Raw genomic sequence first — 23,929 nt, 5'->3', positions numbered from 1 at the left:
GACGGGTCGGGTTCCGGGAACTCATTTCATCAGCGTTTTGCTGTTCAGTTTTCAAGGTTCATTAATTGTCGTTGCATTGATCAGCGACCTGCTTAATATAACATATCGCGTTCGTCTCGTCAACAACTTTTTGTTTCTTTCCGTTCGCCGCGTTACTTGGAAACGCAACGTTGATAACTATACACCGCTATTCTAAATCACGCAACCCTCAAAATTATAGTCGAAATCTTTCATTAGCAGACACTCGCCTTTTGAATTCCACGCATAACGAAGTGGATTGTTGTACTATAATTCAGATAATATACTGATAAGGAGCGATTGCATGAATCGTCGGTTGGTCCTGTTCTGTAGATTGCTGTTGGGGATCATCTTCCTTGGCGCGGGAATCAACGGGTATGTGGTCTTCTTCGGATATGATCCGTTTATCGCAACGAGTCCTGAAGCCATGGCACTGTTTATGTTTGATTATCTGCTGTTTGTGGAGAAAACCATCGAAATCGTCTGCGGGATCCTCCTGATCACCAATCAGTTTGTGCCTATGGCGATTGCTGCTTTAAGTCCGGTTGTCGCAAACATTTTCCTTCTTCACCTGTTCGTCGACCCGTCGATGCTGGCGCTTGCCCTGGTTGTTGTCCTGCTTCATGGGCTGCTCCTATATCACTACAAATCCCACTTTGCGGGGCTGTTCATCCGGAAGCCTGCCGTTTCGGACTCGGACCCAACTCCTGCGGCAGCCCCGCTTGGGGATTGAACCCAATAGCAAAAGGCAAGCAGGAGACTACCCACTCGCCTTCATTGGACGTTCCAATCGGAGCGTCCTTTTAATTTTTCCGTTAAGCTCTGTTTTCCAGCTGCAAATCCAGCGCCTCATCTTCCTCTCTGCCGAACCCTGTCCGGATTACTTCAAAATTGCGGTTCTGTGTTGTCATGACAACCGGATATTCTTTAAAGTAACCCGCTATCAGCTCCGTCATCGGTACACGAATTTCACGGGCTATTTTGGAAGGTCCGAACATATGGTACCCGCCTCCTCCGACAGCGCGGTATTGATTAAGTACGATCTCAAGCGTTTCATCTGGTTGAATGAGATGGCCGTCGTGGATCAGAACCGAGATGCGGTCGCCGGGAGGCCGTGTGAGATCGATGGTGTACTCAATTCCCGCATACATGTCGTAGTTATAGTGTTGCGGCTTCGGATAGATGAACTCGGAGTTGATCCCAATCTCGCCATCCTCATTAAGCTCAAAATAGGTGGCAGACAGTTCAAGTGCTTCCTTGAGGTCACTCCCGGTCACCCGGCAGACGGCAAGGGTGTTCGGATAAGGGTAATTGGTGACAATATTCCGCATCGTGACACTTGGAGGGAAACCCGCCGCGCTCTGACTGAAGAGAGAGGTTCCGGATATGGAGCATCCGCTGTGATGCATCTGGACCTGGTTGATAAAGTCGACGTAGGCATGTCCGCTGATCCTTGCAGAATGCGTATCCGCGATGGACATATCACCGACAATTGCACCGACCGGCCTTTCGAGCCATTCGTCCAGATTGTCTTTCAGCATACAGAACTGCTCCGTCAGATCCAGGTCTTCTTCTTTTCCATTCACCTCTGCCAGTTCTGCTCTGCTGCCGATAATGCGCCAGCTGTCTCCTTGCCGCTCCATTTCAAGCGTCGCTTTACCGACGGACTCTCCCCTATGGCCCGGCTGGAGCACCGGGATGCCGTTTTTGACGGCCGCAATTTTCCTGTGCTGATGTCCGGTCAGCAGCACATCAATCCCATGAACCTCTGTCAGAAGCGCATAGCCTTCATTCTCCCCGGTCAGTATCTCGGTCGGCTCCCCGGTCTCAAGATCGCATTCAAAGCCTCCGTGGTAACTGACAACTACGACGTCTGCAATTTCACGGAGCATCGGTACATATTCTTTCGCACTATCGACCGCCGAACGGAATGTAAGGCCTGCGCAGTGGTCGGGATGTTCCCAATGCGGGATATACTGGGTCACCAGGCCGAGGACGGCAATGCGTACACCGGCCTTTTCAAAGATTTCATAGGCCTTCCCCGTAACCGGTTCCCCGGTCTCATCCAAGATATTGGCGGCCAGCACCGGAAAGCTTGCTGCACGGACCGACTCCATCATATAGAACAGGCCGTGATTAAATTCATGGTTGCCGGGAATGCCGGCGTCGACCTTCAACGTATTCAATGCTCCAACAAGCGGTGCCGCTGTCCCCCGTTCTCTTTCCATATAAGTACTGAGCGGCGACCCCTGGATGAAGTCTCCGTTATCGATCACGATAACAGGGCCATCCGCTTTTTGCTTTTCTTCCCGGATGACCGTTGCCGCCTTGAATAGGCCCATGTCCTGGTCCTGTTCTTTATTCCTTCCGTCTCCCGGAAAGAGATACCCGTGCACATCACTTGTTTCCAGAATCGTCAGTGTCAGCTTGTCCAATGCGTCCGCCTCCGTTTCCTTCTGATGACTGCTATTACTGATGCACCGGAAGCTCCGCTCCTTCTTCTGCCGTTTCCTGTCCGTACCAGACATGCGCCTCTGGAAGAAATGACGGGACACCGGCCAGCTGCAGTTCTTGATGAAACACCTTTGGCCGGAATGTATGCCAGGGAATGGTCACGCCTGCCCCGATCACCTCGGCGATGGCAAGCAGGTCCATCTGGCCGGCATGTCCGCTCGTGCCCAGTTCCCTGAAACTGAATGCATGTTTATCAAGAAGAGCGAGCATGTCTGCATAGCGGGGATCATAACTGCCCAGTGGCTCACCGTTGCTGTGGCAGTAGATGCCCCCGTCAAATGCGGCCAGGAACCGGGTGTTCGGATAGCTGTTCTGAAGAACATAGCGTCCTTGCTGTTCCGAAAGCTCTTGCAAAGAGATCGTTTTTTCGGAGATCTCTCTTCCGATCACCGTTTCTTTCAGAACTGCAAGTCGAAGCTCGGGATAAAATGCTTTCAGGACTCGGGCATAGGCTTCTTCAAATACCAACGTCCTTCCGCGCCGCGCAGCTGCTTCGGCCAGATCCTTCATCCGCTCAATGTTGCGGATATACAGGTTGACGAAGACAATGGCCTCCGTCTCCTTCTTAAGAAGTGTTTCCAGAGACTCGATCAGCGCCTCTTCAGTTGGAAATGCTGCGGATTTCCTTTCCTGATCCCGGTCCGAGCTGAAGCTGGTTCCCTCAAGCAGCAGTACATCCGGCTCCCATTCTTCGGCTTCCTTGACCCAATCGATCACCATTCCGGGATGATTGCCTGTCAGGCGGAGATCACCGGAATGGATCAGTTTCAGGTCGTCCGTCTCGATGAAGAGAGCGGATGATCCCGGTGTATCATGGTCTGACGGCTTAAAGGTCACCCGGATATCCCCGACCGTGACGGTTTCATTGTCTCCGACAGGGTGGAGTGAAACCTTCGCCGGCTGTTCCTCTCCGCTTTTAACAAGAATGTTGTAGAGGCGGAAGGCTTCCCTGGACAAATAGACGTCCGTCCCTTCAGGTAAGTGCGGCAGTCCGCCCATGTGATCCAGATGAAGATGGGAAATGAATATGGCGGTTTGCTGCATTTCTTCCTGGTCCGGGGAGGCCGCATCGGATAGGAATCCTTCCGTATTGTAAAGTCCCGGGATGGCAGGAAGGCTTCCATCAATGATCAGCTGTTCTGTCTTCGACATTTCTCCTGGCTGTTTTTCAGGATCCCCGCTAAATGACAAGCCAAAGTCACAAATGACTCTGGCCTGTCCGGTGAGGATTTCCACGATGTTGCCGCCGATGGTGTCCAGACCACCCCAGAATCGGTAGCGTGTCATCAAGCATTCCCCCTTATCAGTTTCCGATGATGCTTTCTGTCTGCTGGTCCAGTTCGGTCAGTGCTTCCTGCACATCCGTGCCGTTCACGAGGACGTCATCCAGCGTTTCGATGAATGCGTTCCGGTATTCGCCGTGGCCTTTGAACATGGCGGAGTTCGCTGCATATTCAAGTTCTTTGTTAGCCGCTTCGGCGGTCGGGTTCTCCTCCAGGAAGGCCTGATATTCCGGGACATCCTGAGCGGCACGGGTGATCGGCACATAGCCGGTTTCCATCGCCCAGAAGGCCGTGTTTTCAGGCTGGAGGAGGAAATGGATGAAGGTCACGGCCGCTTCCTTTTCTTCTTCAGTGGCGGAGGCATAGACGCCAAGATCGTTACCGGCAAGGAGTGTCAGCTGTTCGCCGTTTAACGTTGGGATTTCAGAAGTGCCCCAGTCGAGCCCGTTTTCATCGGCGGATGGCTGAACGTGAGCCACGCCTGCACTGGAACCGATATAGAGTGCAGACTCACCACGGCTGAACGGACCGGAGAAGTAGCCGTCTTCCCCGGCGGTACGCGCATGTCCGTTTTCAAACGCATCCATGAGGAACTGCAGTGCCTCAACACTTTCAGGGGAATCGATGTCGACTTCAAGTGTCTCCTGGTCGATGAAAGCCGAGCCGTTCTGGCGGGCCATTGTCTCGAATTCCATTTCGAAGCCGTTCTCAAGCCCCATGGCGACGCGGTCGTCACCGGCTTCGGTCATTTTTTCGCCAAGCTCGATAACTTCGTCCCAGCTAGCCGGGACATCCATGCCGTAGTCATCAAGGATTTCCTGGTTATAGAACATGATCCGCGTCGACTTGGAGAATGGCATCGAATACATCTTGCCGTCGTATTTCACTCCGTCCAGGAAACCTTCATAGATATCGTCAATCTCGTCCTGTGAAAATGCGGTGTCGCTGACGATGAGGTCATCAAGCGGCTGAAGCAGGTTGTTTTCGGCAAGATCCGGCACCTGTCCCGGCGTCAGCTGCGACATTGTCGGAAGGTCCTTGGATACGCCCGCCGCCATGATTGACTGTTGGAGCGAGCTGTAGTCGCCCTGGTTCATTTCCTTCACGATGATCTCATCCTGGGATTCGTTGAACTTCTCCGTCAGCGCCGTGATCGCCTCCTGGTGCGGCCCGTTCATCGCATGCCAGAACGTCACCTCAACCGTTTCTCCGTTATCTTTTTCTGCAGCATCGGCCTCGTCACTGCTGCTTGCTTCCCCTCCGCAAGCCGCCAAAAGCAGGCTGGCAGAAAGGAAAAGCCCTGCCCCAAGTGTGAATTTACGATTCTTCATTTGTCTTCTCTCCCCCTAATTTTCTTTTAATAGTGAAACTTGATCCGGACAAATGATCTATCCGGATTCCTTTGGGTTGATTATTGTGAAGGGCCTGAGACACCTTCGGGAAAAGCGTTAGCCGAAGACCCCGTGGATGTTTTGCAACTCTCTGCGTTGCACACAGACGCCAGTCTCCGTACTGGCGCCGGCTAAGGCAACGCCCGCAGTATGCGAGGGCTCGAAACGGAAATCAACCACGCCCCATCTCACTTCCTCAACCTTTCAGCCCACTCCGCGAGATGCCCATGATGATGTACTTCTGCAGGAACAGATACAGGATGATCATCGGCAGGACAACAAGTGTCGAGGCGGCCATAAGCAGTTCATACTTCGTCCCCGCCTCGGTTGTGAAGGCCTGCAAGCCCACCGGCAGCGTACGGAGCATCCGGTCATTCGTAACGATCAGTGGCCACATGAATGAATTCCAGCTGCCGATCACTTTCAGGATCGTGATGGCCACGATGGCGGATTTGGACAGCGGCACCATAACCGACCAGAGAAACCGGAAGTCGCTGCATCCATCAACCTTTGCGGCATAATACAGCTCATCAGGCACAGACACAAAGTTCTGATGGAGGATAAACACTGAGAACACACTCGCAAGATACGGAATGATCAGCGCCGCATACGTATTGATCAGCCCGAAGTTGGAAAGCGTCACGAAGTTCGGGATGATCAGAAGCTCACCGGGAACCATCATCGTCGCGATCAGGACGGTGAACAGCAGGCTCCGCCCGTAAAACTTCATCTTCGCGAAGGCGAATGCTGCCAGGATCGTCGTGAACAGTTCCCCGATCGTCGAAACCGCGGTTACGAGCACACTGTTCAGAAAGTACTGCCCGAACGGAGCGGCTTCAAGGGCTGTCCCGTAGTTTCCGAACTGAAGCACATCCGGCATCCACACCGGTGGCATCGCAACAGCCTCTGCAGGTGTTTTCAGTGACGTGACCACCATCCAGTAGAACGGGATCAGCATCATGATGGCCCCGATTGACAGGGCGGTATAGATGAGTCCCTTTTTCATCACTTCCGCCATTCCCGCATCGGCCAACAGCCAGCTTGCCCGTTTGGACGGCGGCAGCCCGGCGGGGGTCTCCAGCACTTGTTTCATGCCTCATTGCCTCCTTTCTCAGTAATGGACAAACTTCCGGTTGTAGGCGAACTGGATCAGTGTAACGGCCAGGATGATGACAAAGAGGACGACGCCCGCAGCCGCTGCGATGCCATACTGATACTCCGTGTAGAACTTCTCGTACAGGTAGTACACGACCGTCAGCGTCGATTTGGCCGGTCCTGGCTTTGCCTGGAACAGGGCATACACTTCATCGAACACTTTGAAGCTGTTGATCACGCCAAGCACTGACACCAGGAAAACCGTCGGCCCGAGAAGCGGCAATGTAATGTTCCGGAACTGTTTGAACCCTGAGGCCCCGTCGACCTTGGCTGCCTTGTAATAGGTCTCATCGATATTGTTCAGCCCGACCAGGAACAGGATGATGTTGAAGCCGAGCCCCTTCCAGACCGCCATGATGACGAGTGCCAGCATCGAGTAGTCGGGATCAGTGATCCAGTGGACCGGCTCGATGCCGAACCAGCCGAGAAAGTAATTCATCAGCCCGTAGTTCCGGTGGTACAACCAATTCCAGACGAGCGAAATGGCGACCGTGCTCGTGACAAATGGAAGGAAATACACGGTCCGGAAAAAGCCTGAAAGGAACTTGATCTGATTCAGCAGCAATGCGATCCCGAGAGAAAGGGCGATCGAGATCGGAACGACGCCAAGAACGAAGATGAAGGTGTTCTTGATCGCAAGGTAGAAATCAGAATCCTGCAGAATCATCCCGAAATTGCCGAGCCCGTAAGCATGAACCACATCTTCATAGAAGTTGTAATCCGTATAAAAGCTCATCGCAAACGACTTGACGATCGGATAAAGATTGAACGTGAAGATGATGAGCATCATCGGGAGGATGTACAGCCATGCCTTCATCGTGCTTTTCAGCGTCGGGTTTTGTATCATGCACCTGCACTCCCCGCTGCCGTCCCGACATCACTCCACCGGACGGACCGGCCGGTTTGGTCAAAGTAGAGGAGTTCGTCATCAACTGCTGTCAGATTGATTGTCTGGCCCTCCTCCACTGAAGCGGGCAGGCCGCTCACCACCATTTCCGCACTGCCAAGCCGGACTTTGGCGGACACGTCCCTTCCGATCCGCTCAAGATGGGTGATTTCACCGCGGAACAGAGCGTCTTCCGGACGGTCAGTGACCATGATGCTTTCGGGACGGATGCCGACTGTTTCGATCTGGCCCGCATACGGCTGCGGGATGTTCATCATCCTTCTGATTCTTCCGTTCGGATCAAACGTCAGTGTGTTAATGGCAGGCTTACCGAGGAAACGGGCCACAAACAGATTGTCCGGACGCTCATACAGATCACGTGGCGTGCTCATCTGCTGGATTGCGCCATCGTTCAACACCATCACCTGATCAGAAAGGCTGAGTGCCTCTTCCTGGTCATGGGTGACAAAGACTGTCGTGATGTTGGTTTCCTGCTGGATTCGGCGGATCTCTTCGCGCATCTCAAGCCGCAGTCTGGCATCCAGGTTCGAGAGCGGTTCGTCCATCAGCAGAATCGACGGTTCCTTGGCCAGTGCGCGGGCAATCGCCACACGCTGTTGCTGGCCGCCTGACAGCTGTTTCGGCTTTTTGTCGATATGCTCATCAATCTGGACAAGATTGGCGAGCTCAAGCGCCCGATCACGGCGCTCGTTTTTAGGCACTTTGGCCATCTTGAGCGGGAACATGATGTTGTCCAGAACCGACAGATGCGGATAAAGCGCATAGTTCTGGAACACCATTCCGACCTTGCGCCTGACCGCATCAAGTTTGGTGACTTCACGGTCGCCGAAGAAAATTCTCCCTTCCGTCGGCGACATCAATCCCGAGATGAGCATCAGGGTCGTCGATTTCCCGCACCCGCTCGGTCCAAGTACCGAAACGAGGGAATGAGCCGGAAATGTGAAATTGATGTTCTCAAGCACTTTTTTGTCCCCATACGACACGGAGACCTCTTCAAACCGGACCTGCAACGTGTTCACCTCTATGTATCTTCTGTCCGGACTCCCGAGCCCATCCGGCAATTCTTTCTGGTGCCCGTCCATTATAGGGGTTCGACCTTTGCTGCCATATGAAGGGGTTGTTAAGAATTGCTAAAGGCCCGTTTTTAGCTTAACGAAAGATTTACAGTAGTAATCGAAAAAAACCGCAGACATGTTGTCTGCGGTCAATCGCCATTCGGTTAATCAAGCTTTGGATGCGGGCGTGCTGGCAGCCTGCCGGATGACTTCCTCTACCCTGCCCGGATTCTCGGCCGTCAGCATATGGGTGCAGTTTTCAAACGGAATCACCGTCGAATCGGGAATCTGCTTGTTCAGATAGCCTGCGGTCTCCTTGGAATACAGCGTGCTTTTGTCACCGTAGACAATCTGTGCCGGCACCCTGATGTCATCCAGCATGTCCCGGTAATCGGCCGTCACCATGGCATGCCACATGGCAGCCAGCACATGCGGAGAATTGGTGGCGGACAGCTTCAGCAGCTCCTCAAGTTCAGACTCGCTCAGATACGGGACAGTGCGTTTCATGAAGGGTTTTGAGAAGCCAACGAATTCTTCGTACATCTGTGTCAGATCCCGGTCGGCGTCCGAGCGGGAATACTCCCCGTGCCACAATCCATGGTTCCACCCTTCTCCGTTGACCAGTTTTGGTGTCATATCGAAGATCGTAAAGGAGCTGAGCCTGTCCGTGCCGTGGTTGCGGATGTACTCGAAACCGGTAGATGCGCCCATCGAGTGGCCGGCCAATGTCACTTCGGTCAGCCCAAGCTGCTCCATGAGTTCTTCCAAATCCTGAGCGAAACGGCGGAGCGTCAGCCCCTGATCCGGCCGCTCAGATTGGCCGTGTCCCCTCAGGTCATAAGCCACTACCCGAAAATCCCTGCTTAAGGATTCAATGGGCTCGGCAAATGTCGTATGATCACCCGACCAGCCGTGAATGAGCACAATCGGCCTTCCCTCTCCCTTGTCCACATAAAACAGTTTTACTCCGTCACTCGTTTTGAAAAAGGACATTTTCCTTCCCCCTTTTTTGAATCTGACTGATTGTTCCGATTTCAGTATACCAATCGGAATCCGAGTTCATAGAGAAAGACACCCCGAAGGGTGCCTTTTCATGTCACGAAGATTCTTATTGAAGGTTCATCTTGTTGAAAAATTCCTTCCGGTATGCCGGATAAAAGCGGGTCCAATAGAGTTGCGTGAGTTTCAGTGTCACGACGCCGACCAATGGAAGCAAAAGCAATGCGAAAAATCCCGGATGATCCGTAATTCCGAGATACAGTCCCATGCCAATTCCCAAAACCACAAACAGGGCACTGACATACCAACTTGCCAGAAAAGCCAGAAGAAAAACGGCACTCATATAGACGAGCGTAAACATCTTGGCTTTATCAGCGCGTGCTGCCTGCTCCCGGAACAAGTTCCAATTCCGTTTGGTTTCCGTGGCGATTTCCTTTGTGATCTTCCAGTTTCTCTTGATGAAAAAATCCAATTCTTTTCCTCCGTCTTTGACAGCCGTCCTTCCTGATCCGCTATTTTCCCGGTTCAAAGAAAAATGCTTCAGCTCAACGAAAGCGGGATGATGTGACCCGGATGATCGGTTCACGCGAACGGCCCAAGAAGTTCAACATGTTCCTTTTAATATCGTAACATATCAAAAGAGTGAGGATGTCATGCTTAGGGGTGTTTTCTGCCCCTTACGACGGCCTGGTCAACCTTCCGATTCTCAACTGTTCTTCTTGAAAAAACGAAGTATGTTTTCAATGATTTGGTCCTGATCGTTGTCCAGTGTGGCCACATGATAGCTATCTTCCAGCCGGACGGTCTCTTTCTCTTCCGATGACATCTCATCACTGATAATGACGGAATTTCCAGGAGGCACGACATGGTCCTCATCAGATACCAGGATAATCGCCGGGCATTTCACTTCACTCAGGTTCGCTCGCACTTCTTCCATCAAGGCAAGGATCTCCTTCACCGACCTGACCGGTGTTTTTACGTAGGCCAATTCGGTTACGCCCGGCTTCTTGATGTCCGATCCGATCGCGTCAAGGAAACGGACCTCTTCCGGATCACCGACTTCTTGAAGTGCCGGCATGTCGATGGCTGCATTGATGAGTGCAATCGCTTTGATATCCGGATGGCGCTCAGCCATATAGAGCGTCAGCGTGCCGCCCATCGAAAGGCCTGCCATATAAATGGTATCGCACCGCTCGCTCAGCCAACTGTACCCCTCCTCAACCGATCCGATCCAGTCATGACGGCTCGTGCGCTCCATGTCCTCATAGTGGGTACCGTGCCCTTTCAGTCGTGGAAGGCACACCGTGAAACCTGCTTCCGCCATTGCATCCGCAAGCGGACGCATGCTTTGTGTGGATCCTGTGAAACCATGCGAGATAAGGACCCCTTCCTTACCGCCCTCCTTGTAGTAAGGTTCGGCTTCTTTCAGCACCGGATAATGTTCTTCCATCCTGATCCCTCCAAATATTGGGTTGTTCCACACTTCGACACGAATGGCTGTGTTCCCTTTTTCGCAACGCATTGAGTTGGAGGCGGGTGTTTGTTATATTGGAAGGAGTTTACAGGAGGTGTAAGTTCAATGAATCACGAAACTTCCGGCAGCCGCCCGGAATTCAAGACGGACTTCCGGTATGCGGTCGTGGCGGGATGGCTGATCCTCCCCGCACTTTATCTATTGTTTAGCCTGTTTATGGTTTCGTCGGTGGTGCTGTCTTTCAATCCGTTGGAAATGAGCGGACAGGATCTTTGGGTCTACATAATATATTTATCTCTAACCTTCTATTATCTTTTCGTTATCCTTAGCTGGGTGCAAAGGAAAAAGCGCCTGCCTCTCCTGATGATCATCGCTTATCTGGTTGAGATCTTGCTGACTCTCTATGCCTGGTTTGTGGGAGCCGGCGGTTTATTGGGCATCGGGATCCTCATGGTCTGGATCCTCTACTTCGCCTCCAGCCGCCGGGTCAAGGCGACATTTATTCGTTAAGCGCAAACAGAAGATATACCAATCAAACACCGCCCCAAGAGACCATCCGCATACCGGCAATTGAATCAGCTCACTGCTTCAGCGGTTTCGTTCTGTGAGTTTTTCAAGTCATCAAACAATTTCTCAATTGTTCCCGCGCCTACATTCTTATACTTGGCCAGAATGACTAGTTCCTGTGGAAGCTGCCCTGCCCGGCGGATGCCTGATTCCTCCAGTTGACGGATGAATCCCGGCGTCAGCGAAGGGAAGTTTTCCTTGTTCAGCTCTGCCTTGGCCAGAGTCTCCGTCACGATAATGGAATCCCCTTTATGGAAAAAGAACAGCTCACCCGGCCGCTCGATGCGGATCTTGCGGCGGGCTTTTTCCTCTTCGATGAAGTCCGTTAGCTCCTCGAATAACAACTGATCATTTTTCTCTGTATACCGCGAAACCGAAAGATGAAGACCTGTGAGGTCAGTCGGCAGTTCGCTCATGATCCGCGCTTCTTCGGCTCCGTGGAGCTTGACGAGAAAGCGCACCGACTTTTCGAATCTCTGAGGCAAGAGAAAAGCATCTCGCAAAAAATAAGGGATGTCGAGCGTTCTCTCTCTGAAGCGGATCTTACGCACAGTTGTGTAACCCGGCGGTTCCTCAATTCTCTGCGCCTGTGACAAAACGGCTGCCGGTGTTTTCTCAGGTGCGACTTCCTTCAAGTCTTCGCTCAGCGTTTTTCTCAGCAGCTCTTCCAGACGGCCCAGGCGGGATTCCAATTCCGGCAGTTCGAAGGTCTGTTCTTTCGGCGGAGCCGGGTCCCGGTATTCGGGAAACGTAAAATCAGGGTCTCCGTAAACTTCCACGTACCATTTCATGACAATATAAAGGTGTTCCCATGCAGCCAGAGACTCGGTCACCCGGAACGCTCTCGGCTGATGAGCTGCGCGGTTCCCCGCCATCCGGATCTCATGAAGCGCATCCCGGACTTCGTCGGTAAGCAGTTCTTGCCGGCTGACTTCGTCGAGTCGCTCCTTCAGTGAAATGTGTTGGGCATCCGGAATCCCTTCTTCCTTCATGACCAGCTGCAGGACTGAGTCAATCAGCACACGGGCGTGAGTAAGCATCGTTCGAGGGCTTGTATATACGGATTGTTCCAGCTCCCCCGCGACCATTGCGAGATGCCGGTGTTCCAGAAATGCATAATAATTCTCTTCGTTATCGTTCAACGTGCTGGCTCCTTCTCTATGTACAATCACTTTAGTTTATCATTTCTTGATCCTAGTCTACAAAGCTCATAGGATGTGTCATAATAATACAAAACAGAGGCATTCGGGATGGTGGATGAAGTGACGGATAGAAAATTGAACCGGATGGATGAAATGGAGAGACGGTTAGCGGCGATTGGAGATCGGGATGTTGGAGACGCAGTCCATGATATAGTGCAGGAACTGTTCGGATTTGATTACGACGTTGTTCCGGTTCTGCGGGGCAGAAAAGAAGGCTTGACCAATCGTGAAATGCTTTCGGAAGAGTTGAGGAAGCTTCCTGCTCTGGATGTCGAGCACCTTTGCCCGCTCCTCTTACATATGTTTGGAACAAATCTCCAAGGCATCGTCTCTATTGAACAATCCCGGATTTCCATCCGTTCCAAGGAAAACTGGGTCAAGCGCCATGAGGGGGATCTCGTCATGATTACCGGCGGCTTCGAGGACCTTGATGTATTGGTGACACCTACCGAGGAATTCATGACCGTCAACGGCAATGAATATCTTCCTGAAGAACTGTTGATGCGCCTTATCGAAATCGGCTATGAGAACCGGAACGGCCATGCCTTCTATGCAGACCCTGAAGGCAGGCCCGTGGCGGATGACTTCAAGACGATGACAATCCGGACGATTACCGAGTACTTTGACGAAAACCCCTATCAATAACTTGAACCGGAAAAGCCCTGATCCATTAATGGATCAGGGCTTTTCGGACAGGTTTATTGGAAACGGATATTGCATTGACTCCCACTCTTACTCCGCAAATCCTGCAAGGAATTTAACTCGGTCTCCCATCGGAGGCGGGGTGTCGTCGGTCAGGACGATTTCAAGGAGTGCCGGTCCATCTGAAGCCATCAGTTCCGCGATGGTTTCTCCGTTCAGATCTTCCATCGACGCAACACGTGCGGCCGGTAGACCGAACCCTTCTGCCATCTTGGCGAAGTCCATCGGCTGTGTTGAGAAGGTTTCATGCACCCGCTTGAACTGCAGACTATGCCCATGATAGACCAGACCCAGCCGGGCATTGTTCATGACGATGAACAGGACAGGGACCTGGTATTCTTTGGCTGTCAGAATCTCCATGCCGTGCATGTGGAAGCAGCCGTCCCCCGTGATGATCACCGTAGGGCGTTCGGGTTCCGCCATTTTGGCGGCAATTCCGACGGACAGACCGCTCCCCATCGCCCCGAAGTGGACGTTGATGTCATAGGCATCCGGCGAAAGAGTATTCAGGTCGTGAATGATATAAGCTTCCGTCTCTGTGATATCGACTGCATATCTAGTCTGTTCGGGAAGCAATTGCTGGAGTTTCAGCATGACATTCTTTGTTGTGAACGCTTCTCCGGGAATCAGGCGCTCAGGGTTGTAAGGGACCTTGACAGACTTTTCTCCCGCACCTAGGATTTTAAGTTCTTTCAGAACAGCCGGTATCGTATCTTCCAGATCGCCCAGAACAGGCAGATCCACAGGGTATTTCCTTCCGAACACCGTTTCGTCCCGGTCGAATTGTATGACAATGCGGTCACGGGCGAGTCCGGCATTATAATTGCTCGTAGCGGTTTCCCCGAGACTGGACCCGAGCACGAGCACCGTCTCGAATTCGCCATCTTGGACAAGGCGCCCCGTTGACTCATGTCCTGCAAATCCGTAAACTCCGGCAAAGTTGGGGTGGGTGTCTTTAAAGAGCCCTTTTGCCACAGGCGTCGATACTACCGGCCAGCCGAGCCGTTCTGAAAGGCGCATCACTTCCGGCACCATTCCCCTGACGCCCTGCCCGCAGAATATCAGGCCTGAGTTCCGGACCTTGATCTCACGTGCAGCTTGTCCGGCCGCAGCGAAATCCGTTTTTACACCAACGGGCCGCACTTCGTGAGGGATCCGGGAAGGATCGATTTCCGCCATCTGAACATCAAGCGGCATGGCAATATGTACAGGACCCGGAACACCGCTCAATGCGATTTCAAGGGCTTTAGCTACTTCTTCCGCCAGGTTCTCTCCCCGCTCAACCCGTTTCGAGTATTTTGTGACCGGTGCGAAAACCGGAGCGGCATCCAGTTCCTGTGAAGAGTTCAGCCCGACTGTGCTGCTCGGGACCGCACCGGTCAAAAACAGTACAGGAAGCTGTTCCCGCATGGCGTTTGCCGCTGGCGTGATCATATTCATCGCGCCCGGCCCGCTGGAGCCAATGGCAACAGCCGGGCCGCCGGAATACTTCGCATATCCTGCCGCCATATAACCTGCCGCACCTTCATGTTTTGTGATGATCGGACGGATGTCCGCGTAATCGTTCAACCCGTCAAAGAGCACATTCACACTGCCTGCCGGTATTCCGAAAACCCGGTCGATCCCGACACTTCTCAGTAACTCCAGAACTGCAACGCCTGCTTTCATTGGACCTTCCCCCTTATTTGTTGGTCAAGAAGTCATTTTCAAGCTTTTTGGCCGGTACCGGCGGACTGAAGTAATAACCCTGCATGAGCATGCACTGACGGGAAGCAAGATAATCGGCCTGCTCAATCGTCTCGACACCTTCCGCGATGACCTCAAGGCCCATGTTTTTCGCCATGGTAATAATCGTATCCGTCAGCGCACGGTCATCTTCATCAAACAGAATGTCCCGGATAAATGTCCGGTCGATCTTGAGTGTAGTCAGCGGGAATCTTTGGAGATAGCCAAGTGACGAATACCCGGTGCCGAAATCGTCGATGTCCAAGTGGACGCCAAGTTCCTTCAACTTGTTCATCGTGGAGATGGCCAGGTCTGTATTTCTCATGATCTGGTTCTCCGTGAGTTCCAGATGAAGCTGCCCGGGACGGATTCCGGTTTCCGCCAGTACCTGCTTGACGATACGGTGCAGATTGCCTTGTTCAAACTGGGCGGCCGACAAATTGACGGCCATATCCAAATCTGTGTAACCCTTATCCTGCCACTTTTTAAGCTGGAAGACGGCTTCGCGCAGCACCCATTCGCCGATCTCTACGATCAGCCCTGTCTGCTCCGCAAGCGGGATGAAGATATCAGGCGGAACGAGTCCCTCTTCCGGATGGTTCCAGCGGATCAGTGCCTCTACGCCGACAAGGCGATGGCTGCTGAAATCAATTTGCGGCTGATAATACAGAGTAAATTCATCCCGCTCCAAAGCACGGTACAAGGCATTTTCGTACTTGACGCTCTCGATCGTCCGCTTACCGAATTTCTCATCGTAAAAATGATAACTTCCGCCTGCCACTTCTTTGGAATGGTACATCGCGGTATCGGCATTTTTAATGAGTTGCTCGGCAGTGTCCCCGTCTTCAGGATACATGCTGATACCAATTGAATTTTTGATGAACAGCTCGTGATCGTCGATCACAATCGGTTTAGCAAAGGCTTTATTGATTTTTCCTACAGAGCGGATGACCTCACTTCTGCTCTTTACATCCAGCAGGATGATCATGAACTCATCACCGCCCTGCCTCGAAACGATGCCATTCACGGGGATGGCTTCACTTAGCCTCACCGCCACTTCCTTCAGCAGCAGATCGCCGAAACTGTGTCCGAAAGTATCATTGACCAGCTTGAAGCGGTCAAGATCGAGGAAAAGAACGGCCACCTTTTCATTGCCCCTGGTGGCATTCATCAGGGCCTCGTCCAGCCGCTCTTTCATCTGCAGACGGTTCGGCAAGTCGGTCAGACTGTCATAATAAGCGTAGTACTTGATCTCTTCCTCCAGATATCTCCGTTCGGTGATGTCCTTGAAGATCACTACTTGGCCGAATACCTGGTCATCTTCCTGGATAAACGAAATGTCATATTCGACCGGGAACACGGTGTTGTCTTTTCTATGGAAAATGTCCACTTCATCATTTTGACGGGGAAGTTCTCCGTTCCGCAGGTTCTCTCCGTGAAAAATCTTTGAAAAAGACTCCCCTTCCAACTCTTCAGGCCGTGAATAGCCAAGCATCTTCAATGCGGCAGGATTGCTGAACGTAATTTTGCCATCCAGCCCGATTCCGAAAATGCCTTCTCCTGCCGACTTCAGAATCAGTTCCTTTTCACGGGAAAGCGATTCCAGTTCGGTGATGACGCGCTGAAGTTCTTCATTTTTTACCGTGACTTCGCTTGTGCGCCGATTGATGATCATCTCCTGTTTCTCAATAAACAGAAGGTTGGACAGGGTTGAAGCCGTCATATCTACGACAGACTGCGCAAGATCGATGGTTGCCTGAGCATACTCGATAACCCTTCCTGAACGGTTCGGCACAGCGATAAATCCGAGAATCTCATTCATCGCGATCATCGGCAGAACCACCATCCCGGTTATCCCGAAGGTGCGGCAGATCTCCTGGCTCGGACGGTCGTCCTTTGTCACATCCGGAATGTAGACCGGAAGTCGGGTGCGGATTGCATCCTGATACATCCTGTCCTCGAGAAGGTCATCCAACTGCGCCTGGTGCATCTCAAGCCACTGTTCCTCGCTCATATCACTGTTTTTTGACAGATGGGCCGGCTTGATCTTTTTTCCTGCGACAGGATCCAGCAAATGAACAGCCGGGTCATCGTTCTGAAGCAGTTCTCCGACATACCGGAAACAGATCTGGATTGCCTGGTCCATCGTCTCCGCACGCGACAGCTCGCTGTTCGCATCGAGGAGCATCTGCTTATCACGGATCAGCTTCTCTTTGCGGGTCAGGTCGTTGGCATTCCGGATTGCAACGGCAGCCATGTTGACAAATGCCTCAACGGTTTCCCGCTGCTCGTCAGTGATATTCATGGGCTGTCCGTAGTTGAACAGGAAAACGAGGCCGTACAGTTCTTCTCCGTATGAAATCGGCATCCCGAGAAGTGAGCGGATCAGAAACGAATCGACCGCCCAGTCACTCGGCCGATCATCCGACCTGGTATCAGGTATGTAGACTGCCCCTTTTGTTCTTGTGATTTCACGGACAAGCGCGTCATCTTTCGGGCTGATCACATGCATATCAAGTGTCATACCGTTCAGGATATCCGGCTTTCCGGTGAAACCTCTGAATGTTCCGTCCCCTTGCGGAAGGTAGATGCCAACCGAATCACATTGAAATACTTCCTCGGAGATTGCATCCGTCACGGCCTGCAGCATCTCTTTCAGGTCCAATTTAGTGTTGATCATCCGTGTAAGATTGGCTAATTGCCGGTATCGGGATTGAGCGTTCACTGCCCCACCTCCTCATGAAAACTTGGACCCTATTTGAATATACCCTATTACACTCTCGGGTCCCAATATAAGAAAGCGGCTTTCTCCCGCATCTATGTGGAATGCAGGATCAAAGCCGCGAACGGGCACCCGGCCCGACACTTATTCTTCTTCCTCGTCATGGAATGCTTCTTCGAGGCGGTGCCTGAATTCTTCTGCTGCACTGTAGCCCTGCATCCGGAGGTACCAGTTGTTCGCAGCCGCTTCGATCAGTCCAGCAACATCGCGCCCCGGCTGCAGCTGAATCTGGATATGGGGGATTTTGACACCCATATACTCCTTGTACTTCACATCCACTTCAAGTTCGTTGTTCAGGGCGTCTTTCTGCCACTCGATCAGTTCAATATCAAGGGCGATCCGAGTCTCTTCCTGGAAAGAAGTGCGGCCGTACATCCGGACGACATTCAGCAGTCCGACGCTCCGCAGGGCAAGAAATTCCTTGTTGCTGCCATCATGGGTGCCGAGGAGCGTCTGAGGACTAAGCTTCCGCAGCACGACAATGTCATCGCTGACGAGCCGGTGTCCCCGCCCGATCAGGGTATGGGCCGTTTCGCTTTTTCCGACTCCGGACTTTCCGCGCAACAGCACGCCAATACCGGATACATTCACACAAACTCCGTGAATCGCAATTTCTTCAGCCAGCTGATTCAGCAGGAAACGATTCAGCTTCTGCACGAAATCGGTCATCGAGTCCGATGTTCTCAGCACCGGGATGTTCGCTTCGCCGCAGTGCAGCAGCAACCCTTCCGGCTCCTTCTGATTGGAAGTGATGACGATGCAGGGCGGGTCGTAGGTCACCATATACCCGATCCTGTGCCTCGCCTCTTCCGCATCCAGTGTCCGCAGATAACTGATCTCATTGCGGCCCAATATCTGGACATGTCCTTTTGCAATAAAACTGAAATGATTCAAAAATTCAAGGCCAGGGCGCCTGACCTGTGGCTTGGCGATAATCCGCCCGAGCTGCTCCTTGCCGCCCAACACCTCGAGCGAAAAGGTTTCCGCTGCCTGTCTGACTGTTACATGCTTGTTCTCAATCATTCTCTCTGAATCCCGACTTCCTGTAATTTGATTCGTCTTGTCTGTTATCCATTATACAATTTTAAAAACCGAATGTAAGCGTAAACTATCCTTCCAGGAGCGATCCGGTATCGACAGTCCACTTTTCGAGCGAATGGGCATCAATGGCATGGATATGACCACCGGGATCCGGGAAGACAGGGATGTAAACGAGCTCATATACCGGCACACCCCCCGCCGCCTCATTTCTCGTGCGCACAGGACGCATGCTGATATCTGAGACGAACAGTGCCTTTGCCGCACGCATACTGAAGGGACGCTCCTTCAAAAGTGGGCTGAAGTCCCTTTCGGCAGCATCGCTGATCTCAAACCGGACCACTTCGCCGGTTTTCCGGTCCACCTCTATTTCAACACCTTCATCCTCGATCTGGATTCCGTTCTGGTGACGGTCGAAAATGAATGAAAAAGTCGATTTGCTGGATTCGGAAGAGTTGCCGCTTTCTTTTCTCATGAGAAATCGCTGTTCGGCGCCCGGAAATCGTTTAAACAGTGCCTTGATTGCCGAATCAAGCGCAATTCTGTAGGCATCGTCTGCACGGCTTTCCGCCTCCAGGGTCCCCTTTCCCAGCGGTTCGTGATCCGGAGGCCTGATCCCCAGATCTTCCGCAAGCGAGATGACGGTGCCATCCATCTTGACTTCATCCGGGGAGCCGGTGAGGAAATCATAGATAAGACGGAATTCGTCGTCGCCATCCACATAGATCTCAGAATCATATTTGCTGATCTTCAGCTCCGCAGATAGGTTGGCCATATACAGATCAAGCGCAGCCTCCGAACTGATTGTTTTCTGTTCATCGATCAGCACAAGCGGTCCGAGATAACTGACCAGCTCATACAAAACCCCGTCTTTTTGAAAGGCGAGACTCAGCCCCGAGTTCGGGAGCTCCAATCCGTCTTCATCTACCCTAACGAAGTCAATCGTATACACATTTTCCAGGTCGACGACGGAGGAGAATTGGAGATCTTCCGCTTCCGCGCCGAATACTTCGCCAACGAACTGCCCCGCGCGGTCACGTATTGCTTGAGGTGACAGGGCGACGACAGGAGTCCGGTCCTCGGCATGGATATTCTGGAAATATCGGATGCCTCCCCTGCTGTCCAAATGGAGTTCGCCAACCGGTTCTCCCCCGGATTTTTTGCAGAGCATCCAGCTCCCTGGGGGACAATCCGTTCCCTTGGCTTTTATGTCTTCTATATTCAGCCCGTCCAGATACGGGAGGAACTTTTCAAACCATCGTATGACACTGTCCATCGACCGACCCTCCAATTACAGTACTTCTATATGGTATTACCCAATTTCGGCGGCCAATGAGCAATCTTAATAAAGAAACGCCCCGGACATGCTTAAAGTTGCATGCCGGAGCGGTGAACCGATGATTTTATTCGCTTATAACATCAGCTCAGCTTGTCCCGGATAAGCAGTTTTTTCCGTTCTTCAGCAATCGCGGCAAAATAGCGGGTATATGCTGATTCTCCCGAATAAGTCAGGCAGAGATACTCCTGTGCACGAGTCATTGCAATATAAAGAAGAGACGCTTCCCGCTCTTTATCCTTTTCCAATGGGAATGGCAGCATATCCAGGTGAACGATAAAGACTGCTCTGAAATCCAATCCCTTGCTGCTGTCGATCGTACTGATTGTGACAGTTTCGGTATTGCGGTCATAATTCCGCTTGGACTCCGGCGTTTCCGTCAGCCAATAAAAAGGGAGCCCTTCCTTTTCAAGCGCTTTTTGAAGGACATCCACATAATCATATCCTCCCCATTTGCGGACCCGGTAAAGGACGAGCATATCGGAAAGCGGGACACTGCGCTGTTCATGAAGAAGACGGATCTGTCTGACGACATAGGCAGCCTCTTCAAAGAAATCCTTTCTCTTCACAATGCCCGGTTCGTAACCTCTCCGCTTTGTACTCTGCGGGGCGATGATCTCCCCTTCAAAATCCTTCGTGACCACTTTATTCTTGAGTGTGGAATGGGCGCGGTAAAAATCCCAAGCAAAAGAGACAATCTGGGCAGTGTTTCTATAGTTGATATTGAGCACCTTCGACCGGCCGCGGAAATCAAGTCCCGTGTCCTGTACATAGGAGCGCTTGCGCTTGTAGATCGACTGTGCCCGGTCTTCCACCAGCAGCAGTGACTTGGTCTCGGGATTCAGCAGGCTGCTGACCAATCTGAACCACTCCGGTTCAAAGTCCTGTCCCTCGTCTATCAGAATCGCGTCATAGGACGGAAGCACTGCCTCGCCCTGCTCCAATTTATTTATGTAATATGGCAACTGCTTTTCACTGATTTTCAGGTCATTCCGGAGCCAAGCATGGAAGTTTCGGATGACGATATTCCCTGTACCGGGAGACCCTTTTTGATTCTGCCCGGAATGATAGTCAAAATCGAACAGGCTGTCCGGCTCGTTCATCATCCGCCTGACCAGCGACTCGATTGAACGGGAAAGCGAGATGTTGTAACAGAGAATGAGAATCTTCCACTCAGGATGCTCTTTGGCCAAAAGTTTGGCGCGGCTTGCCAATATGAGTGTTTTCCCGCTGCCTGCCACCCCGCGTATCAGCCGGTTTTTATCTCCCAGTTGTTTGGCGAGGTTCTCCTGATGCAGGTCCATCGCCTTCAGGTCCCGAAGAGAAAGCAACAGCTGATCTTTATAAGGGACCGGCTCACGGAATTCCGCGCTGATCCGGACTTCAGGGAACAAGTGGTAACGGATGGCATCGATTTCTTCCTGCTTCAGCGGCTCGCGAAGCGGGAAAGGCATCGATGACAACGCATAAATTCTTTCCATGAATTGATCTTCAGAAAAGCTTTCATGGTCCGGATCGATAGCATCTCTTGTGAATGTCCGATCCGGTTCCAGTATGGTATACAGATGGTCCTGCACCATATCCTTTTCATGAAGCCTCGTAAATACCGTGCCATAACTGCACGGAAATCTTAAACGGAACTGGTACTTCCCTTCAAGGTGGACAAGTGACTTGTCCTTCTCCAGTACATTTTTGATATGGAACATATATTCTTTTGCCTGCAACGCCGGGTTTTTGACTGTCGTATGCACGCTGCCGGACGTCAATAGTGTCCACTCATCCATATTCAGATGATAGAGCGTGTTGCGAGTATAATCTTTGACTTCGAGAACAATCATTCCAAAGTCCGGGCCGATCAGCACAAAATCTGGCCTGCGGCCGTGGATTTCCGGCTCATAATAGACGATCACATCATCAGGAAGAACTTGTTTCATCGTGCGGAAAAGCAAACGCTCTCCCGCAGTGGCTGATGACCGTATCGTTTCCGGGATCATATAGGCCATATAAACCCCTCCAATTAAGAACAATCTGAATCAATTGTACGGGGTCCGGCAAGTTTTGGCAATATACGGAATCACCTGTTATTCAATGAAAAAACACCATCCCAAATCTGAACTGCACCCGGTCAAGCAGACAGAGGAAATAAGTAAAATTGATTAAGCGGCTTCAGTCCTGTATTCAATGGGACTGAGGCCGTTTAGTCGTTCCTGAAGACGGTCGTGGTTATAAAAACGGATATATGCATCAACGGCGTTCTTAAGCTCATCAAACGATTGATATGTACTCAAATAATACTCTTCGCATTTTAAGGCAGCCCAAAAAGACTCCATCGGCGAATTGTCGATGCATCGGCCAACCCTGGACATGCTTTGCGTGATGCCAGCCTGATCTAGTTTGATCTTGAATTGCCTGCTGGTGTATTGGAATCCACGGTCACTGTGGAGAATCGGCTGGGCACCTGGTTCAGCCCGCAGGGCTTGATCCAATGTCTCGAATACCAATGCATTGTTGTTGGAACGGCCCAGGACATAAGAAACGATGGAACCGTCATGGAGGTCACGGATTGCACTCAGGTATGCCTTGGATTCAACACCGTACTTGAACTCCGTGACGTCCGTGACCCATTTCTGATTGGGCTTGTCCGCAAGAAATTCCCGGTTCAGAATGTTCTCCGCCACGTGTTGCGGAGTGGATAGAAAATAGCGTTTCTTTTTACGGCGGATGACCGATTGGATTCCACCAAGTCTCATCAGGCGGTATACCCGCTTGTGATTGAATTTGCGGCCATGCCTGCGTTCAAGTACCATCTTCATTCGGCGGTATCCGTAGATGCCTTTGCGCTCCTTGTGAATCTCCCGGATGTCTGTAAGGAGTTCCTGGTTCAATTGCTCTTCTTCCGTGGGAACTCGGTTCAGCCATTGATAGTAGGAAGATCGGCCAATGCCAGCGAGTTCACACAATAATTCAATGGGATGTCCTTCCGACTCATGGACCTCGCGGATAGCCAGATAACAGTTTTCCTGCCGGACCCCGCTTAGAAACGCCTCCTTTCGATTTCGTCCAACTTTTTTAGGAGTGCATTCTGAGCCCGAAGGCGCTCATTCTCCTTCTCAATCCGCTTGATCTCCAACTTCAGACGCTCCTCGCTGGTCAGCTCTTCGTCTGCCTTTTTGCGTCCGCGTCCGTCCTTCAGTGCCTCTTCCTGGCCTTCTTCGTATTTCTTCACCCACTGGTAGACCTGATTATAGGAAACCTTGTAGGTTTCGGCTGTTCCCTGATAGTCCTTGCCGGATGCGATACATTGCTGGGCAATCTCAACCCGCTCTTTTAAGGTCGTCTTCCTTCCCTTGGTCATGGGATCCCTCCGTTCCTTAAGTCCCTTGGGGACTTCTCCATGACCATTATACTTTTTCAGCCAATCCCTCAAAACAGAACGGTCGCTGATACTGTATTTGATAACAATTTCACTGGGTGTCAGTCGACCGCTTAAGTAATCCTTAATTGCCGAGAGCTTCAGTTCCTTTGAATAAGAATTCCATCTCGAACGGGGCTTAAGACCGGTTTCTCCAAACGATTTATATAGGATTAGCCACTGTTTTAATGTGCTTTCTGACAATCCAAATTGCCGGCAGAGTCGGGCTTTCGAGATTCCACTCTCATAAGCTCGGATGACCTTCATCTTTTCTTCAAGAGAATATCCTTTGTAAGCCATAGGAAAAGCTCCCTCCAAAGTAAACAGAGTTTTGTTTTTTCCTCTGTCTGCTTTGAAGGGAGCATATCA

Annotated in this window: 20 protein-coding genes; 4 read left to right on the top strand and 16 right to left on the bottom strand. The window is 51.7% G+C overall.

Annotation, left to right across the window (positions count from 1 at the left end; genetic code table 11):
• Positions 1-196: hypothetical protein (locus DZC51_RS16275; RefSeq protein ID WP_232524101.1), on the top strand; the 196-nt coding region annotated here is incomplete at its 5' end.
• A 126-nt stretch (positions 197-322) separates the two neighbouring features.
• Entirely contained in the window at positions 323-751 is a 429-nt protein-coding gene (locus DZC51_RS09040; protein WP_157295057.1) for a hypothetical protein, read from the top strand.
• Between the two features lie 82 nt (positions 752-833).
• Here the strand turns inward: DZC51_RS09040 and DZC51_RS09035 are convergent, their stop codons facing one another.
• The 9 genes from DZC51_RS09035 to DZC51_RS08995 all read right to left on the bottom strand — a co-directional run bounded on the left by DZC51_RS09035 (position 834) and on the right by DZC51_RS08995 (position 10,772).
• Complete coding sequence (locus DZC51_RS09035; protein WP_157295056.1) at positions 834-2,453, bottom strand: bifunctional metallophosphatase/5'-nucleotidase; 1,620 nt, start codon at positions 2,451-2,453, stop codon at positions 834-836.
• Between the two features lie 34 nt (positions 2,454-2,487).
• Positions 2,488-3,819 (bottom strand): MBL fold metallo-hydrolase, encoded by a 1,332-nt coding sequence (locus DZC51_RS09030; RefSeq protein WP_157295055.1) that lies wholly within the window; start codon positions 3,817-3,819, stop codon positions 2,488-2,490.
• 16 nt (positions 3,820-3,835) lie between these two features.
• Entirely contained in the window at positions 3,836-5,146 is a 1,311-nt protein-coding gene (locus DZC51_RS09025) for an ABC transporter substrate-binding protein (RefSeq protein ID WP_157295054.1), read from the bottom strand.
• Between the two features lie 256 nt (positions 5,147-5,402).
• Positions 5,403-6,299: a carbohydrate ABC transporter permease gene (locus DZC51_RS09020; protein WP_157295053.1), complete on the bottom strand. Its 897-nt coding sequence runs from the start codon at positions 6,297-6,299 to the stop codon at positions 5,403-5,405.
• Between the two features lie 18 nt (positions 6,300-6,317).
• A complete protein-coding gene (locus DZC51_RS09015) occupies positions 6,318-7,208 on the bottom strand; it encodes a carbohydrate ABC transporter permease (RefSeq protein ID WP_157295052.1) in 891 nt (296 codons plus the stop codon).
• Positions 7,205-8,287 (bottom strand): ABC transporter ATP-binding protein, encoded by a 1,083-nt coding sequence (locus tag DZC51_RS09010; RefSeq protein ID WP_232524100.1) that lies wholly within the window; start codon positions 8,285-8,287, stop codon positions 7,205-7,207. The genes DZC51_RS09015 and DZC51_RS09010 overlap by 4 nt, the downstream gene beginning before the upstream one ends.
• A gap of 204 nt (positions 8,288-8,491) precedes the next feature.
• Entirely contained in the window at positions 8,492-9,316 is an 825-nt protein-coding gene (locus DZC51_RS09005) for an alpha/beta fold hydrolase (protein WP_157295051.1), read from the bottom strand.
• Between the two features lie 115 nt (positions 9,317-9,431).
• Positions 9,432-9,794: a hypothetical protein gene (locus DZC51_RS09000; RefSeq protein WP_157295050.1), complete on the bottom strand. Its 363-nt coding sequence runs from the start codon at positions 9,792-9,794 to the stop codon at positions 9,432-9,434.
• Between the two features lie 234 nt (positions 9,795-10,028).
• On the bottom strand, positions 10,029-10,772 hold the full coding sequence (locus DZC51_RS08995; RefSeq protein WP_157295049.1) for an alpha/beta hydrolase: 744 nt from the start codon (positions 10,770-10,772) through the stop codon (positions 10,029-10,031).
• A 129-nt stretch (positions 10,773-10,901) separates the two neighbouring features.
• Here DZC51_RS08995 and DZC51_RS08990 point away from each other — a divergent pair, with 129 nt between their 5' ends.
• Positions 10,902-11,306, top strand: coding sequence for a DUF2569 family protein (locus tag DZC51_RS08990; protein ID WP_157295048.1), 405 nt, complete (start codon positions 10,902-10,904; stop codon positions 11,304-11,306).
• Positions 11,307-11,371: 65 nt separating this feature from the next.
• On the opposite strand, the gene DZC51_RS08985 is transcribed toward DZC51_RS08990, so the two are convergent.
• The gene (locus DZC51_RS08985) at positions 11,372-12,505 is read right to left on the bottom strand and encodes a DUF4145 domain-containing protein (RefSeq protein WP_157295047.1); all 1,134 of its coding nucleotides are present in this window, start codon (positions 12,503-12,505) and stop codon (positions 11,372-11,374) included.
• 108 nt (positions 12,506-12,613) lie between these two features.
• Between DZC51_RS08985 and DZC51_RS08980 the strand changes: the two genes are divergently transcribed.
• On the top strand, positions 12,614-13,210 hold the full coding sequence (locus DZC51_RS08980; protein WP_157295046.1) for a hypothetical protein: 597 nt from the start codon (positions 12,614-12,616) through the stop codon (positions 13,208-13,210).
• Between the two features lie 87 nt (positions 13,211-13,297).
• Here the strand turns inward: DZC51_RS08980 and DZC51_RS08975 are convergent, their stop codons facing one another.
• The 6 genes from DZC51_RS08975 to DZC51_RS08950 all read right to left on the bottom strand — a co-directional run bounded on the left by DZC51_RS08975 (position 13,298) and on the right by DZC51_RS08950 (position 23,860).
• Positions 13,298-14,935, bottom strand: coding sequence for a thiamine pyrophosphate-binding protein (locus DZC51_RS08975; RefSeq protein WP_157295045.1), 1,638 nt, complete (start codon positions 14,933-14,935; stop codon positions 13,298-13,300).
• 13 nt (positions 14,936-14,948) lie between these two features.
• Positions 14,949-17,672, bottom strand: a complete 2,724-nt coding sequence (locus DZC51_RS08970) for a bifunctional diguanylate cyclase/phosphodiesterase (protein ID WP_157295058.1) — start codon at positions 17,670-17,672, stop codon at positions 14,949-14,951.
• A gap of 186 nt (positions 17,673-17,858) precedes the next feature.
• Positions 17,859-18,797 (bottom strand): HPr(Ser) kinase/phosphatase, encoded by a 939-nt coding sequence (hprK, locus tag DZC51_RS08965; RefSeq protein WP_157295044.1) that lies wholly within the window; start codon positions 18,795-18,797, stop codon positions 17,859-17,861.
• 85 nt (positions 18,798-18,882) lie between these two features.
• Positions 18,883-20,088, bottom strand: a complete 1,206-nt coding sequence (locus DZC51_RS08960) for a YcdB/YcdC domain-containing protein (RefSeq protein WP_157295043.1) — start codon at positions 20,086-20,088, stop codon at positions 18,883-18,885.
• Positions 20,089-20,231: 143 nt separating this feature from the next.
• Positions 20,232-22,151, bottom strand: coding sequence for a 3'-5' exonuclease (locus DZC51_RS08955; protein WP_157295042.1), 1,920 nt, complete (start codon positions 22,149-22,151; stop codon positions 20,232-20,234).
• A 153-nt stretch (positions 22,152-22,304) separates the two neighbouring features.
• Positions 22,305-23,860 (bottom strand): IS3 family transposase gene (locus DZC51_RS08950; protein WP_157294948.1). Its coding sequence is split into 2 segments (ribosomal slippage): positions 22,305-23,209 and positions 23,209-23,860, totalling 1,557 coding nucleotides; the frame shifts between segments, so codons are not numbered across the junction.
• Positions 23,861-23,929: the final 69 nt, after the last annotated feature.

The sequence above is a fragment of the Bhargavaea sp. CC-171006 genome (genome assembly GCF_009761675.1).
In the GTDB taxonomy this organism is placed as follows: Bacteria; Bacillota; Bacilli; order Bacillales_A; family Planococcaceae; genus Bhargavaea; species Bhargavaea changchunensis.
This window is presented reverse-complemented; position numbering and strand designations above follow the sequence as displayed.

Excerpts from the sequence above, each read along its gene's own strand:
- DZC51_RS09040 (WP_157295057.1), top strand. The coding sequence starts at position 323 with ATGAATCGTCGGTTGGTCCTGTTCTGTAGATTGCTGTTGGGGATCATC.
- DZC51_RS09030 (WP_157295055.1), bottom strand. The coding sequence starts at position 3,819 with ATGACACGCTACCGATTCTGGGGTGGTCTGGACACCATCGGCGGCAAC.
- DZC51_RS09025 (WP_157295054.1), bottom strand. The coding sequence starts at position 5,146 with ATGAAGAATCGTAAATTCACACTTGGGGCAGGGCTTTTCCTTTCTGCC.
- DZC51_RS09020 (WP_157295053.1), bottom strand. The coding sequence starts at position 6,299 with ATGAAACAAGTGCTGGAGACCCCCGCCGGGCTGCCGCCGTCCAAACGG.
- DZC51_RS09015 (WP_157295052.1), bottom strand. The coding sequence starts at position 7,208 with ATGATACAAAACCCGACGCTGAAAAGCACGATGAAGGCATGGCTGTAC.
- DZC51_RS09005 (WP_157295051.1), bottom strand. The coding sequence starts at position 9,316 with ATGTCCTTTTTCAAAACGAGTGACGGAGTAAAACTGTTTTATGTGGAC.
- DZC51_RS08995 (WP_157295049.1), bottom strand. The coding sequence starts at position 10,772 with ATGGAAGAACATTATCCGGTGCTGAAAGAAGCCGAACCTTACTACAAG.
- DZC51_RS08990 (WP_157295048.1), top strand. The coding sequence starts at position 10,902 with ATGAATCACGAAACTTCCGGCAGCCGCCCGGAATTCAAGACGGACTTC.
- DZC51_RS08980 (WP_157295046.1), top strand. The coding sequence starts at position 12,614 with ATGGTGGATGAAGTGACGGATAGAAAATTGAACCGGATGGATGAAATG.
- DZC51_RS08975 (WP_157295045.1), bottom strand. The coding sequence starts at position 14,935 with ATGAAAGCAGGCGTTGCAGTTCTGGAGTTACTGAGAAGTGTCGGGATC.
- DZC51_RS08970 (WP_157295058.1), bottom strand. The coding sequence starts at position 17,672 with ATGATCAACACTAAATTGGACCTGAAAGAGATGCTGCAGGCCGTGACG.
- hprK (WP_157295044.1), bottom strand. The coding sequence starts at position 18,797 with ATGATTGAGAACAAGCATGTAACAGTCAGACAGGCAGCGGAAACCTTT.
- DZC51_RS08960 (WP_157295043.1), bottom strand. The coding sequence starts at position 20,088 with ATGGACAGTGTCATACGATGGTTTGAAAAGTTCCTCCCGTATCTGGAC.
- DZC51_RS08955 (WP_157295042.1), bottom strand. The coding sequence starts at position 22,151 with ATGGCCTATATGATCCCGGAAACGATACGGTCATCAGCCACTGCGGGA.